The 13,462-nt window shown below is 71.4% G+C and carries 14 protein-coding genes and 2 pseudogenes; 8 read left to right on the top strand and 8 right to left on the bottom strand.

The window, feature by feature from the left end; all coding sequences use genetic code 11:
• Position 1: 1 nt before the first annotated feature.
• The gene (locus ABH940_RS30290) at positions 2–472 is read right to left on the bottom strand and encodes an ATP-binding protein (RefSeq protein ID WP_370066049.1); all 471 of its coding nucleotides are present in this window, start codon (positions 470–472) and stop codon (positions 2–4) included.
• Positions 473–684: 212 nt separating this feature from the next.
• On the opposite strand from ABH940_RS30290, the gene ABH940_RS30285 reads away from it, so the two are divergent.
• The 4 genes from ABH940_RS30285 to ABH940_RS30270 all read left to right on the top strand — a co-directional run bounded on the left by ABH940_RS30285 (position 685) and on the right by ABH940_RS30270 (position 3,239).
• The gene (locus ABH940_RS30285; protein ID WP_370066047.1) at positions 685–1,557 is read left to right on the top strand and encodes a helix-turn-helix domain-containing protein; all 873 of its coding nucleotides are present in this window, start codon (positions 685–687) and stop codon (positions 1,555–1,557) included.
• Complete coding sequence (locus tag ABH940_RS30280) at positions 1,554–1,844, top strand: DUF397 domain-containing protein (protein WP_370066045.1); 291 nt, start codon at positions 1,554–1,556, stop codon at positions 1,842–1,844. The genes ABH940_RS30285 and ABH940_RS30280 overlap by 4 nt, the downstream gene beginning before the upstream one ends.
• Positions 1,845–1,893: 49 nt before the next feature.
• Positions 1,894–2,706, top strand: coding sequence for an SAM-dependent methyltransferase (locus ABH940_RS30275; protein ID WP_370066043.1), 813 nt, complete (start codon positions 1,894–1,896; stop codon positions 2,704–2,706).
• Positions 2,707–2,816: 110 nt separating this feature from the next.
• Positions 2,817–3,239 (top strand): hypothetical protein, encoded by a 423-nt coding sequence (locus ABH940_RS30270; RefSeq protein WP_370106713.1) that lies wholly within the window; start codon positions 2,817–2,819, stop codon positions 3,237–3,239.
• Between the two features lie 48 nt (positions 3,240–3,287).
• On the opposite strand, the gene ABH940_RS30265 is transcribed toward ABH940_RS30270, so the two are convergent.
• The gene (locus tag ABH940_RS30265) at positions 3,288–4,625 is read right to left on the bottom strand and encodes a hypothetical protein (protein ID WP_370066039.1); all 1,338 of its coding nucleotides are present in this window, start codon (positions 4,623–4,625) and stop codon (positions 3,288–3,290) included.
• A 232-nt stretch (positions 4,626–4,857) separates the two neighbouring features.
• Between ABH940_RS30265 and rox the strand changes: the two genes are divergently transcribed.
• On the top strand, positions 4,858–6,348 hold the full coding sequence (gene rox, locus ABH940_RS30260) for a rifampin monooxygenase (RefSeq protein WP_370106712.1): 1,491 nt from the start codon (positions 4,858–4,860) through the stop codon (positions 6,346–6,348).
• A 119-nt stretch (positions 6,349–6,467) separates the two neighbouring features.
• Here the strand turns inward: rox and ABH940_RS30255 are convergent, their stop codons facing one another.
• The 4 genes and pseudogenes from ABH940_RS30255 to ABH940_RS30240 form a co-directional block, all read right to left on the bottom strand.
• A complete protein-coding gene (locus tag ABH940_RS30255; protein WP_370066035.1) occupies positions 6,468–7,250 on the bottom strand; it encodes a maleylpyruvate isomerase family mycothiol-dependent enzyme in 783 nt (260 codons plus the stop codon).
• Positions 7,251–7,339: 89 nt separating this feature from the next.
• A pseudogene (locus ABH940_RS30250) lies at positions 7,340–7,537 on the bottom strand (VOC family protein); the annotation flags it as partial.
• Positions 7,538–7,562: 25 nt separating this feature from the next.
• Entirely contained in the window at positions 7,563–8,837 is a 1,275-nt protein-coding gene (locus tag ABH940_RS30245) for an MFS transporter (RefSeq protein ID WP_370066033.1), read from the bottom strand.
• Positions 8,828–9,373, bottom strand: a complete 546-nt coding sequence (locus ABH940_RS30240; RefSeq protein ID WP_370066031.1) for a MarR family winged helix-turn-helix transcriptional regulator — start codon at positions 9,371–9,373, stop codon at positions 8,828–8,830. Before ABH940_RS30240 ends, ABH940_RS30245 begins: the two co-directional genes overlap by 10 nt.
• A gap of 85 nt (positions 9,374–9,458) precedes the next feature.
• Here ABH940_RS30240 and ABH940_RS30235 point away from each other — a divergent pair.
• Positions 9,459–9,848 (top strand): annotated as a pseudogene (locus ABH940_RS30235) (DUF1992 domain-containing protein); the annotation flags it as partial.
• 129 nt (positions 9,849–9,977) lie between these two features.
• On the opposite strand, the gene ABH940_RS30230 reads toward ABH940_RS30235, so the two are convergent.
• Together ABH940_RS30230 and ABH940_RS30225 are read right to left on the bottom strand one after the other, a co-directional pair.
• Entirely contained in the window at positions 9,978–10,622 is a 645-nt protein-coding gene (locus tag ABH940_RS30230; RefSeq protein ID WP_370066029.1) for a hypothetical protein, read from the bottom strand.
• Positions 10,622–11,467, bottom strand: a complete 846-nt coding sequence (locus ABH940_RS30225) for a class I SAM-dependent methyltransferase (RefSeq protein ID WP_370066027.1) — start codon at positions 11,465–11,467, stop codon at positions 10,622–10,624. The genes ABH940_RS30230 and ABH940_RS30225 overlap by 1 nt, the downstream gene beginning before the upstream one ends.
• Before the next feature lie 173 nt (positions 11,468–11,640).
• Between ABH940_RS30225 and ABH940_RS30220 the strand changes: the two genes are divergently transcribed.
• On the top strand, positions 11,641–12,867 hold the full coding sequence (locus tag ABH940_RS30220; RefSeq protein ID WP_370106711.1) for a serine/threonine-protein kinase: 1,227 nt from the start codon (positions 11,641–11,643) through the stop codon (positions 12,865–12,867).
• Between the two features lie 159 nt (positions 12,868–13,026).
• A complete protein-coding gene (locus tag ABH940_RS30215) occupies positions 13,027–13,371 on the top strand; it encodes a hypothetical protein (RefSeq protein WP_370106710.1) in 345 nt (114 codons plus the stop codon).
• The last annotated feature ends 91 nt before the right edge of the window (positions 13,372–13,462 follow it).

Below are 13,462 nucleotides of genomic sequence, written 5' to 3'. Positions count from 1 at the left end.
CTCAGGCGGCGTGCGGGGTGGCCGTTCCCAACATCGCCCAGACGAACTTGCCCTTGGTGCAGGTGGATCCGGCGATGCCCCAGGCGTCCGCGAGTTCCTGGACGATGAGCAGTCCCCGGCCGCTCTCCTCGTCGAGATCGGGAGCGTCCGGGAGTGTGCAGTGGGCGGGGTTGTCGTCGTGGACCTCGACCCGGACCCGGCCGTCGGCCAGCAGGGCCGCGCCGCACAGCATCCTCGTGCTGGCGGTGTGCACCACCGCGTTGGTGGCCAGCTCGGACAGGAGCAGGACCGCGTCGTTCCGGGTCGCCCGCGGCACGGACCAGGCGTCCAGCTGCTCGGCGATGCGGTGGCGGGCGACAGCGACGCTGGACCGCTCGGCCGGGAGTTCCAGCCAGTGCGATCTGCGGGGACCCGCCGTCTCTAAGAGGCGGGCGTCCAGAAGCTGGGCGGTCTGGTGCCGATGAGCGCTCACGGCATCAGACTATGCTCGTCGCGATTGTCACGGCGCAACCGACTCCCTGATAATTTCAGCTTGATGTCATCCTTCTGGGGTCATCAGCGCCAAGTCTCTGTCAAAATCAGGATGGTGACTGATCATCGGAACCGATCCTCGGCACCGGAACTGATCATCCGCAGCTTCATAGGCGAGGTCCATCGGCAAGGTCCATCGGGGAGGTGCAGCCCGTGAGTGAGAGCCGTTCGGCGGCCGGCGTCGGCGCGCCCACCGTGCTGCGCATGATCCTCGGCCGACGGCTCCAGGAGCGCCGCCAGAACGCGGGCGCGTCGCTGGAGCAGGCGGCCAAGGTCCTGCGCGTCACCCCACTGACCGTGCGCCGCCTGGAGAAGGCGGAGGTCGCCCTCAAACCGCTCTACGTGGAGCGGCTGCTGGAGCGGTACGGCGCCGACCAGCAGGAGATCGAGGAGTTCGTCGCCCTGGCCGAGAAGGCCAACGAGCCCGGCTGGTGGTACGCCTACCGGGACGTGCTGCCGAGCTGGTTCTCGGCCTACGTCAGCCTCGAGTCCGGCGCGACCATGCTCCGTACCTACGAACCGCACTGCGCCCCGGGCCTGTTGCAGACCCCCGGCTACGCCCGCGCCCTGCTGGGCGGCGGTTTCCCCAACGACACCGACGACGAACTGGCGCGACGCGTGGACCTGCGACTGCGCCGCCAGAGCCTGCTCGACCGGCCCGACGCGCCCACGCTGTGGGTGGTGATGGAGGAGGCGGTGCTCCACCGCCTGGTCGGCGACCAGGAAGTGATGCGTGGTCAGATCGAGGTGCTGCTGGAGGCGATGGAGCGCGACCACATCAGCATCGACGTCGTCCCGTTCACCGCGGGCGCGCATGTCGGCGCCTGCGCGCCATTCACCTACTTCCGCTTCCGGGAACCCGAACTCCCTGACGTCGTCTACAGCGAGATCCTGTCCGCCTCCGTCTACCTGGACCAGCGCGCGGACGTCGTCGCCCACCTCGAAGCGCACAACCGGATGGCGCTGCTGACGTCGTCCGCCGAGAGCAAGGCCCTGTTGAACCGCATGCGCAAGGAGTACTCATGACTCTCACCAGCAACAACAGCGCGGACAACGGCAGAAACACGGACGACTGCAGGAGCGTCCACAACGGCATGCCCGCCGGGGACCTCGGCGAAGAGGGCTGGGAGCGCCCGTGGTCGGGGCCCAACGGCGGACAGTGCGTGGAGGTGAAGCGCCTGCCCGACGGCCGGGTCGCGGTGCGCCAGTCCACCGATCCGGGCGGCCCGGCCCTGATCTACACCGCCGAGGAGATCGGCGCCTTCGTCAGGGGCGCCAAGGCGGGACTCGCCGACCACCTGACGGCCGGCTGACGACCCGCTGACGGACAAACGGACGCACGACAACGATTTGGGGGACCCGATGAGCGACACCCGGCCCGCGAGGGGCATCATCACCAACCGGCCGCACTCCGCGCGGATGTACGACTACTACCTGGGCGGCAAGGACCACTTCGAGGTCGACGCCCAGGCCGCCGAGCAGGTCGCCGCCGCGTACCCCAGCATCTTCACCTGCGCCCGCGAGAACCGGGCGTTCATGCACCGCGCCACCCGGGTCCTGGCGCGCGAGCACGGCGTCCGTCAGTGGCTGGACATCGGCACCGGCATCCCCACCGAGCCGAACCTGCACCAGGTCGCCCAGTCCGTCGCCCCGGACGCGCGCGTCGTCTACGCCGACAACGACCCGCTGGTCCTCAAGTACGCCGAGCGCCTGATGCGCAGCACCGCGGAGGGGCGCACGACCTACATCGAGGCGGACGTCAACGACCCGGAGAGCCTGCTCGAGTCCGCGGAGCTCGCCGAGCTGCTCGACCTCGACCGGCCCGTCGCGCTCTCCCTCAACGCGCTGCTGCACTTCGTCCCGGACGCCCAGGACCCGCACCGCATCGTGCGGACCCTGCTGAGTGCGCTCCCCTCCGGCAGCGCGCTGGCGATAAGTCACTGCACGCCCGAGTTCGACCAGGACAGCTGGCAGAAGATCGAGGAGATCTACAACGGCTCCGGCACACCGGTCCGGTTCCGCACGCACAAGGAGGTGGCGAGCTTCTTCGACGGCCTCGACCTGCTGGAGCCGGGCGTCGTCGTCGGCCACCGCTGGCGTCCGGACGCCGGCCCGGCAAAGGAACTGACGGACGCAGAGGTCAGCCTGTGGGTGGGCGTGGGCATCAAGCCCTGATCCCTCCCTCCTGCTCCCTCCCGCACAGGGATCGACGTGACACAGCAGCTACAGCGCGTACAGCACCTCACGGAGCGCGACACGGATCACCATGGCGCGGTGGGGGCGCCGTGGTGATCCCGCTCCCGGCGGAGGAGGACCCGCCGGGGTCGTTCGCGGATCTGCCCCTGACGCAGTCGGCCGTCTGGCCGGAGCTGTGGCAGGATCTGCCGGCGCTGGTCTTCCCGGCCCGCCCCGGCCATCCCACCGAGACCGGCTGGCTCCCGGCCGACGCGGCCGACTTCGTCGACGACGCCGTGCGCTGGCGGGCGACCCTCGACGACGGCTGCCTCCGGGTCACCCGCCCGGACGGCCTGCAGTGGTACCACGGGCTGCTCCACTCCACCCGCGCCTGGCGACGCGTCGCCCGCGCCCGGGGCCGCCTGCTCCTGGTCACCGGGCCGTTCACCCACCCCGTCGAGTTCCCGTCGGCCGCGCTCTGCGGCCACCTGCTCGTCGCCGTGGCCGATCTGGAGCTGTCGGGTCTCGTCTGAAGCTCGGCCGACCCGCCGAGTTGCTGAGTTGCTGAGCCGCCGAGCCACCTATCCGGCGCGGCGGCGCAGCAGGCCGGTCTTCCTGGTGAGTTGGGCCAGCCGCTGCTCGACCCCCTCCACCCGACCGGTACCGGGCGGCATCGCCCGGCACAGCGCGAGCAGCTGGCCGCTGTGCTGGAGCGCCGTCTCGCGCGGCAGCCGCCCCCAGATCGCGGTCGCGTTGTCGACGGCCACGGCCACCTGCTCGGCGTGCGGCGGGAACTGCTGCATCCGCAGCCGGGCCACCTCGATCAGCCGCCCGGTCGCCTGCCCGAGGTCGCCGCCCGCGAGGGCCAACTGCGCCTGGGCGTCCGCGACGTCGGCGAGCTCGGGCGCGCGCGGGCCCTGATGGCGCAGCAACTCCCTCTCCCAGGACGCGATCAGGAACGCGGCACGGGGGTGGTCGCCCGCGTGGAGCGCCGCCGCGATGTCCGCACGCGGGTCCGCGACAGCAGGTGCCGGGCGGACCGCTTCCACCACGGCGGCGTGGACGACCGGAGCGGCGGGCGGCAGTGCGACGGGCTCGGGCCGCGCCTGGACCGGCAGGGGAACCGGTGCGGGAAGTGGCGCGGGCACAGGTGTGGAAACGGGAACGGGTGTGGCCACAGGCACAGGTGTGGGCACGGGCACAGGTGTGGGCACGGGCACAGGCGCCTGCGCGGGGACCGGAACAGGAGCCGGCGGCGGGATCTCCGTCGCCAGCAGCATCGTTTCGGCGGGCAGCCCGGAGTGCCCGGCGATGTGGTGCAGGTCGGCGGGCCGGACGCCGGGCTGGGCGCGGCGCAGTTGCTCGACCAGCGCACGGGTGTACAGCGGCGCGTAGCCGTCGCCGCTGGTCCCGGGCGGGCTGACCTGACCGAACAGCGGCAGCCCGGTGGTCAGCGCAGCCGGCCCGTGCTGCTGCACCACGGCCCAGGCCTCCGGATCGGCGACCAGGTCGGCGAGCACCGTCGTGGTGCCGGGCGGGCGCTGCCGCAGCTGGTCGGCCAGCCAGACCCAGGGCAGCGCGGTGTAGCGGGTGTTGTCACGCGTGGTCTGTGCGAGGGCCAGGTGCAGCTCGTGTCGGCGTCGGTCCGCCGTCAGCTGGCCCGCCAGCGCCACCAGGACCGGGCCGGGCGTCTCTGCGGCCGTCTGGAGCTGCGCCAGCAGCAGCTGCGGATCCGACGGGTCCGCCAACTGCAGCACGCTCGCCGGGACCGGACTGCCCAGCAGTGCCTCCGTGGGCACGGTCGCCAGCAGACCCAGCGCAGCCTCCGGACGGACCGGCTGCCGTCGCTTGCCGCCGGGCGCGCCGCCGATCAGCAGCACCAGTCCGCGTGCCGCCCCTCCCCCGCCGTTGATCTCCACCCTGGCACCGTACCGGCCCGGACACCCGCGACGCACAGCCGCCCGGCGGCGACACTCCGTCGGCGGCACAGCAGCGGTGCGACAGCAGCGCGGCAAAAGCAGACAAAAGCAAAGGCAGGGAGATGAACCACTCCCTGCCAGTTTCAATCTATAGCGTATGGGGGGCCTTGCCGCAAGGCCCTGGTCCTGGCGCACAATTGCCGGCCGAACCAGAACTGCGGACGAGGAATTCATGACTGACACAACCGACACGATCGATCTGAGCGACAGGTTCGACGTCGTCGTGGTCGGCGGCGGGCCGACCGGCCTGATGCTGGCCGCCGAACTGCGCCTGCACGACGTCCGCGTGCTGGTGCTGGAGAAGGAACCGCGGCCGACCGGCCTCTCGCGCGGTCTCGGCCTGCACGTGCGCAGCATCGAGGTGATGGACCAGCGCGGTCTGCTGGACCGGTTTCTCGCCGACGGGGTGAAGCACCCCTTCTTCGGCTTCTTCGGCGGCATCACCAAGCCCGCGCCCGAGGGCCTCGACACCGCGCACGGGTACGTCCTCGGCATCCCGCAGGCCGACACCGAGCGCCTGCTCGAGGCACACGCCGTCGAGTTGGGCGCGGAGATCCGGCGCGGCTTCGAACTGGTCACGCTGGAGCAGGGCGATGCGGGTGTCACTGCGGAGCTCGCCGACGGATCGCGGCTGTGCTCCCGCTACCTCGTCGGCTGCGACGGCGGACGGAGCACGGTACGCAAGCTGCTCGGCGTCGCCTTCCCGGGCGAACCCGCCCAGCACGAAACGCTGCTGGGCGAGGTCAGGATCGGCGTGACGCCGGAGGAACTGGCCGCCGTGATGTCCGAGGTCCGCAAGACCCATCTGAGGTTCGGCGCCATGCCCATGCGGGACGGCTGGTACCGGATGATCGTGCCCGCCGAAGGCCTGAGCGAGGACCGCACGGCCCCCGTGACCCTGGACGAACTTCGGCAGCGGCTGCGGGATTTCACCGGCACCGACTTCGGCATCCACTCGCCGCGCTGGCTCTCCCGCTTCGGCGACGCGACGCGGCTGGCCGAGCGCTATCGCGTCGACCGGGTGCTGCTGGCGGGCGACGCGGCCCACATCCACCCGCCGACCGGCGGCCAGGGCCTCAACCTCGGCGTCCAGGACGCGTTCAACCTCGGCTGGAAGCTCGCCGCCGAGATCAACGGCTGGGCGCCGGAAGGCCTGCTCGACACGTACCACGCCGAGCGCCACCCGGTGGCCGCGGATGTGCTGGAGAACACCCGCGCCCAGATGCAGCTGCTCTCCCCCGGCCCGGGCCCGGCCGCCCTGCGCCGGCTCCTGTCCGACCTGGCGGACTTCGACGAGGTCAACCGCTACCTGGTCGGCAGGATCACCGCGATCGGCATCCGCTACGACTTCGGCGAGGGCGCGGGCCAGGACGAGGGACACGACCTCCTCGGCCTGCGCATGCGCGACATCGCCCTCAAGCAGGGCCGTCTCTACGACCTGATGCACGCAGGCCGCGGCCTCCTCCTCGACCAGACCGGCGGCGGCCGCCTCTCGGTTGCGGGCTGGTCCGACCGCGTCGACCATGTCCTGGACGCCAGCGAGGAGTTGGACGCCCCAGCCGTCCTCCTGCGCCCCGACGGCCACATCGCCTGGGTCGGCGACGACCCGGACGACCTGCTCAGCGCCCTGCCGACGTGGTTCGGCGCGCCGGCCGTCGGCTGAGGACTGACGGATCTGGCACACCCGCAGCACCTCGGCCGGGTTCATCCAGTGAGACCGCCACCGTTCGGTACGAGGCCGTTCGCGATTCAAGCAGCCGGTTCATGCGCGGTGGCGTGTCGTCACGCCCAGTCCTCCGGTTCCCAGGCCCAGAGCTGGTCGAGCAGCTCCCGGTCCCCGTCGAGTTGCAGGGAGTCCACCGAAATGCGTTGGTACAGGTAGAGGACCAGATCACTGGCCGTGCCGCGAATGGACAGGCCTGCCGCGTCCGGGTCCTCGCCGGTAGCGGGCAGCCGGGTGGTCCGTGCACCGTCGCCGTCGACCGTGAGGCGCCAAGAGCGGCCCTCGATGGCGTGGAAGTCGAAGGCGGTGGGCTTGTGCGGCCAGGCGCTCGTCGAGAAACTCGCGATGAACAGGTTCTCCTCGACACCGTCGAGCGCCACCTCGACAGGCAGTGAGGCCGGCTCGCCCACGCTGAGCTGGGCGTCGTAGGTGTGCACCGCGATCTCCTGGACCTGGTGCCGGGCGACGCCACCGGCGGTGTGCGGCGTCTGCGTGTAACCCCAGCCGGTGAAGCAGCCCTGGTCCGGACCGGCCTCCCGCAGGGCCGCCAGCAACAGCTCGGTTGAGGCGGCCAGCCAGGCCAGCACGGCCTCGCGCTCCTGCGGCGCGACCGCGTCACCCTGGGCCGGGGTCCTGGACGTGGCGTCCGGCCCGGCGGCGACGGTGGCGGCCCAGCGGCGGCGGCCCTCGCCGATGTGCTGCACCAGGTCGGACAGCGTCCACTCGGGGCAGGTCGGCACGGGCAGGTCGAGGCTGGGCGCGGCGGCGATCGAGGCGCGGAAGGCGGTTGAACGTTCGTCGATCAGCCGCAGCAGATCGGGAAACTCCAGAGTCTTATGCACAGCGGTGGTTCTACCATCTTGATCTACTTGCCCGACAGCGGTTTTCCCAGCCGGTGCGGCGGGGAACTCCGGCCCAGGCGAGCCCACACCTAGGGCGCGGAGCTGCCCAGCGTCAGGCAGAAGGGATGTCCCGCCGGGTCGGTGAGCACGCGGAACCTCTCACCGCGCGCCTGCGGTTCCGGCCTTCCCGCGCCCAACTCCAGCAGCCGGGCCTCGGCTTCGTCCAGATGGTCCACCTCGAAGTCGAGGTGCAGTTGCTGCGGCGCAGTCTGACCAGGCCACTGCGGGGGCACCTCGGGCCGGTGTGCCAGGTCAACCCGCGACCGCTTCTGCCTCCGGGAAGACCGTTGCCCCGCGCAGGCCGGGCGTCGCGGCCCCCACCAGCATCACCGCGCCCAGGCAGAGCAGCCCACCGCTGACCAGGGTGAACATTCCTGACGTCGCCTCAGCAACCAACCCGCCGCGCATGTTTCCGAGGTCCGGACCGGCCTGGCCGACGATCTGCTCGGCGGCGCTGACCCGGCCGAGGAGCTCGCTCGGCGTGTGGGTCTGGACGATCGTGCTGCGGGAGACCACCGCGACGGTGTCGGCGGCTCCGGCCAGGGTCAGGAAGGCGAGCCCGACCCAGGCGTTCGGCGTCAGGCCGAAGAGGGCCAACGCCCCACCCCAGGTGGCGGATCCGACGAGCATGACCACGCCCGGCCGCGCCGACCGGGTGAAGCTGCCGGAGAGCAGGGAGGCCACGACGCCGCCGACCGCGATCGCGGTGAGGAAGAGCCCGAGGGTACGCGGATCGTCACCGAACCGCTCCGCGTTGATCAGCGGGAAGAGGCTGATCGGCATCGACAGCACGGTCGCGGCCAGATCGGTCAGCAGCGCCCCACGGATGACCGGGGACCGGACCAGGAAGGCGAGCCCGTCCGCGACCCCGCGCAGGCCGGCTCGGGCGGGGGCGTCGCCGGGTGGCAGCCGGGGCAGGCCGAACGCGCCGTACAACGCGGCGGCGAAACTGAGCGCGTCGATCAGGTAGCAGCCGCCGACCCCGAGCCAGCCGACGATCACGCCGCCGAGCGCCGGTCCGAGCAGCATCGAGCCCTGGAACGCGATCCGCCGCAGCGCGAGCCCGGCCGCCAGCTGATCCCTGGACAGCAGGTGCGGCATGAAGGTGCGCGACGCCGGGCTGCTCCCCGCCGCGAGGCAGGACTGCGCCGCGAGCAGTGCCAGCACCGCCGCCACCGGAAGGTTCCCGGTCAGGCCCTGCGCGGCGAGCAGGAACGAGCACACGGCCTGCCCGCCGGTCGTGACCAGGTAGAACCTTCGCCGATCCACGCGGTCGACGAGCGATCCGGCGAAGAGTCCGAGCGCCACCAGGGGAATCGCCTGGGCGAGCCCGACCGCACCGGTCCACGCCGTGCTCCTGGTCGCCTGCCAGACCTGGAACATCACGGCGACGAGCGTCATCTGCCCGCCGAATCCGGACAGCGACTGCCCGATCCACAGCCGCCGGAAGGTCGGCGAGGACCCCAGCGGCGCGATGTCCAGCAGTGCGCCCTTCACGGTGTCGCGGAGGGCGCGCCTCAGCGCCATTCCGGGTCCTCGGCGAGCTTCTCGTCCATCCGGTCGTGAAAACTCCGGCGCGCAAGGACCCGTTCGATGTCGGTGACCACCCGGCTGAGCGGGTAGGGGATCTCGGCCTCGATCTCGGCGAGGACGGCTTCGGTCGCCCGCCACTCCGCCGCCAGACGACCCACGACGCTCCGGCCCTGCTCCGACAGCGTCACCTTCTTGCTGCGCGCGTCGTCGCCCGCGACGGTCTCCACCCAGCCGGCGGCGCGCATCGCGGCCACCTTCTGGCTCAGTGCCGAGTGCGTCCGCCCGACCGACTCGGCCAGCTCGGTGATGGTCATCGGCCCGGCCGCGTGCAGCCGCAGCAGCTCCATGACGAAGCTCGACTTCAGCCCCTCGATCGGCGCCTCCGCATAGACGCGGGCGATGTCCGCCTCGATCGCGTCCTGGAGGAACCGCAGGGGACGCCAGAGGCTCTGCTGGGTGGGATCAGGCGGAGTGGGATCAAGCCGAGTGGGATCAGGCTGGATGGAATCAAGCGCGCGCTCGTCTGCCATGCAGGCATCGTAACAGCACTTATATAAGCACTGTTATATCTGCAACCAATGCCGGGGCCGCACCCGCCGGAGGCAGGATGGAGGTATGACGGAGCGGAAACCCCCCGGCCTCAGCTTCGAGTCATGGGTCGACCAGCAGATCCGCGAAGCGCAGGAGCGGGGCGACTTCGAGAACCTGCCCGGGTTCGGCAAGCCCCTGCCCGACGAGGACAAGCCCTACGACGAACTGTGGTGGGTCAAACAGAAGCTGGCGACGGAGGGCCTGTCGATCCTGCCGCCGACGCTCGCCCTGCGCAAGGAGGCCGAGGACGCCCTGGCCGCTGCCGCGGACGCGCCGTCCGAGTCCGAGGTGCGCCGGATCGTCTCGGACATCAACGACAAGATCAGCGCCTGCCTGCGCGGGCCCGTCGAGGGGCCGCCGCTCAACCTCGCCCCCTACGACATCGGCGCGATCGTGGAGGACTGGCGCCTGCGCCACCCAGCGAAGTCGGCAGACACAGCCGCGTCCGGGCCGAGCACTCCCCCGCCGGCGCGTGACTCCCACAAGTGGGGCCTGCTCCAGCGCCTGCGACGCCGCGGGCGCAGGAGGCCGTAGCCGCCCGGTTCACAGGCCTTCGAGCCAGCGATGCCCGGGGTAGGTGTGTGCGAGAAACCCGGCCAGACGCGCACGCTGACGCGTCGTCAACTGCGGGACGGTCGACTCGAAGTCCGCCTGGTCCTTGGGACGGGCGTGCTTGGCCTTGAACAGCAGGACCAACTCGGGTGTGAGGTACGGGATGCCATCCGGGGTGTGCCCGACGATCTCGCTGTAGGGAAGCCGGATCGTCGGGTCATGGCGGGAGATCCAGGTCCCCCCGTCATGGGGCTCACGGAACACGTCGAGGCGGTAGGCCTCGGCGTCCGGATCGCGCAGCCAGGTCTGGTGCGTGGCGGCGAGCACCTCCGGTGCGGCGTTCCGCCAGATCCGGCCGCTGCTCACCGCGTCGAAGGCGTAGCCGGGGAAGCGGTCACGGATCTCGGGGAAGTCCGCGGCGGGGATCGCAATCTCGAGGTCACCGTGCGGGCGCGTCTGCCCACCCCGGAACAGGTCCAGTGCCCAACCCGCCGCCACGCACCACGGCGTGGCGACGCCGGCCAGGCGCTCGGCGACCTCGCTCGGGGTCCAGGCGGACTGCGCCCACTGCACTTCGAGGGCATCGAGCTCGGCGGGCGACAGTTCCACTCCCCCGGGCGGAAGTTCCTCGCTCATCAGCTCGTCCGCTCCTGCTCCTGTTTCCGTTCCCGTTCCCCTTCCCGCTCCTGCGTCTCGCCCTTGCGTCCCACGAGGTGAAAGACGCGGCTGAGTTGGCGGTAGGGGTCGCGGCGGCCGGCTTCGAGTTCGACGGCGGCGACCTTCTGCGCCTGCTCGGCGTCCTTCGGGTCCAGCTCGGCTCCGCCGAACTCCAGCCAGTCGACGAACAACCAGACCCCGTACCAGTCCAGCGGCTCCACGCCACGGCTGCGGATCTGCTCGCTCAGCTCCTCCACCGTGTCGCCGCGGGTCGGCAGACCCAGTACGCCGATCTCACGGGTGGCGTCGAACGCGGCCAGGGCGTCGTCCCAGCGCCGCTCCATGGCCGGGCGCACCGCACCCGCCTTGGCATTGCCCGCCATGATCGAGACGATACCGCCGGGCGCGGCGCAGCGGCACAGCTGATCGATCAGGGGCGTCGGATCCTCCAGGTACCCGAGCACGCCGTGGCAGAGCACCGCGTCGAAGCGCTGGCCCGCAAGCGCCGCGTCGGCGTCCGCGCCGTCGGCGTGCACGAGGGTCACCCGCTGCTGGACGTCCTCCGGCAACCGCTGGAGGCGCTGACGCGCCTTGTCGAGCATCCCGGGCGACGGGTCGAGCAGGGTCACCTGGTAACCGGCCTGGGCCAGCGGGAACGACTGGTTCCCCGCTCCGCCGCCGACGTCCAGCACGGAGGCGGGAGGCGGCGGCAGATGCCCCAGCAGCTGCTGGTGCATCACATAGGTGCGCACCTGGCCCTTCACCGAGGCGTAGGCCTCGTCCGCGAACTGATCGGCCAGGCTTGCCCAGGTGTCGTCGCTCACGCCACCACCGTAGTCGATCAGCTCCGTGTTCCGGTTGTGCCGTTGAACGGGAGCCGGTCCGGGTACCGGGTTACTGTCGGGGTGTCAGATGTGTTCCGAACGGGGGCCGGTGCGGTGCAGGGACAGCTTCTCGGGGGTCGGTACCGGCTGGTCCGGCAGCTGGCGAAGGAGGCATGGGGCAGGTATGGCAGGCCCATGACGGCACACTGGGCCGCTCCGTCGCCGTCAAGGTGATCACCCTGCTGTCCGGCGGCGGCAGCCGGGGGAACGAGGCGCGGACCCGGTTCCTTCGGGAGGCGCAGATCACCGGCCTGCTCCAGCACCCCAACATCGTGACCGTCCACGATCTCGGCGAGGTCCACGGCGAGGACGGCACGGCCCCCTTCCTGGTGATGGAGCTGCTCCGTGGCGAAGGGCTGGACGCGGTGCTGCGCCGGGGCCCGGTCCCCCTCCCCCAGGCGGCCGACTGGGGCGCGCAGATCTGCGAGGCGCTCGCCGAGGCGCACCGGGCGGACGTCCTCCACCGGGACATCAAGCCGTCCAACATCCAGGTCATGCCCTCGGGCGCGGTCAAGGTCCTGGACTTCGGCATCGCCCGCGCGGCCGACCCCTATGCGACGGCGGACCGGATCACCCAGACCGGTTTCATCGTCGGCACCCCGCCGTACATGGCACCGGAGCAGGCGCGCGGCAAGGCCGAGAAGCGCAGTGACCTGTACGCGCTCGGGTGCCTGCTCTTCGAGATGATCACGGGCCGTCTGCCCTTCGAGGCCGGTGACACCCTCGGCTACATCACGGCCCATCTCACCGAGGAGCCCCCCGCGCCCAGCACGCTCTCCGAGGGGATTCCGCCCGCCTGGGACGACGTCGTCCTGACCCTCCTGCGGAAGGAGCCGGGCGAGCGGTACGACAGCGCCGTCGCGGTCGCCGGAGTGCTGCGCGGACTTGCCCGAGCACCCTGGCACCCACCGACCGTGGTCGACCGGCCGGGGGTGGACCGGCCGGGGGTGGACCGGCCGGGGGTGGACCGTCCGGCGGTCGAGCACCCCGGGGTCGAGCGCCCGGGGGCGACCGCAGAGCTCGCTGCCGCACGCAGGGCCCAGTACCGGCAGTTGGCGACCGCGCTCCGGAGGCTCGAACGCCGGCGCAGCCAGGAGCGCCCGCAGGTACCTCCGGAGGCACATCCGGAGGTACCTGCGGAGGTACTGGAAGGCGTGGTCGTGCAGAAGCGGGACCAGGTGATCGGCCCGTTGCACGAGCGAGCGAGGCGCGAGCCGGGCTGGTTCCTCACCTCGAATCCCCATGCCGCCCAACCCGCCGCCTTCCCACGCCCGTTGGGCCCACACGTCTACGGGTTGCTGGTCAAGGTGCTGATAGCTGCGGCAGTGCTGACGGTGTAGGCGGCGATCTACCACCTGTCCGATCCCCGGCAGAGCTGGACGCCCGAGGGTCCGGACTACGCGGTCTTCGGCATCGTATTCCTGGGGTGCGTCCTCGCCGAATACGTCAGGTTCGGCCTGGCCAAGGACGCCCCTCGGGGCAGGGTCCTCCTCGACCGGGTGCATCTGACCGTCGAACAGGAGGTCAGGCAGCAGGGTGTCCTGCGCGTGGTGCGGTTCTCCGTCCCCTGGACCGCGATCGACCGGATCGGTGTCGCGGGCAGTGGGCGGGACGCCCCCGTCGTCGCGTGGTTCAGCCGCGGCAACGATCCCGGGCGTGAGTGGCTGCAGGAGCACGGCATCAGCCCCTACCAGGGTGGCGACGGCTACGTCCTGTGCCACCCTGCCCGCGTCGCCTACAGCAAGCTCAGCCGCCCCGCCATCCTCCAGCGGCTGCGCGCGGAGCTGACCGCCTACGCCGGAGCCAAGCACCGCACGCTTGCCGCCCCGCGGCCCAGCCACTAGTGATCTGGTCTTGAGGTTGTTCGTCGCCTCGTGAGTTGTCTGGTGTACCGAGTTCTGCCAGGGGGCTTTCGGGTCCGGCTGGTTGGCGGTG

It is taken from the genome of Streptacidiphilus sp. BW17 (assembly GCF_041262485.1).
In the GTDB taxonomy this organism is placed as follows: Bacteria; Actinomycetota; Actinomycetes; order Streptomycetales; family Streptomycetaceae; genus Streptacidiphilus.
This window is presented reverse-complemented; position numbering and strand designations above follow the sequence as displayed.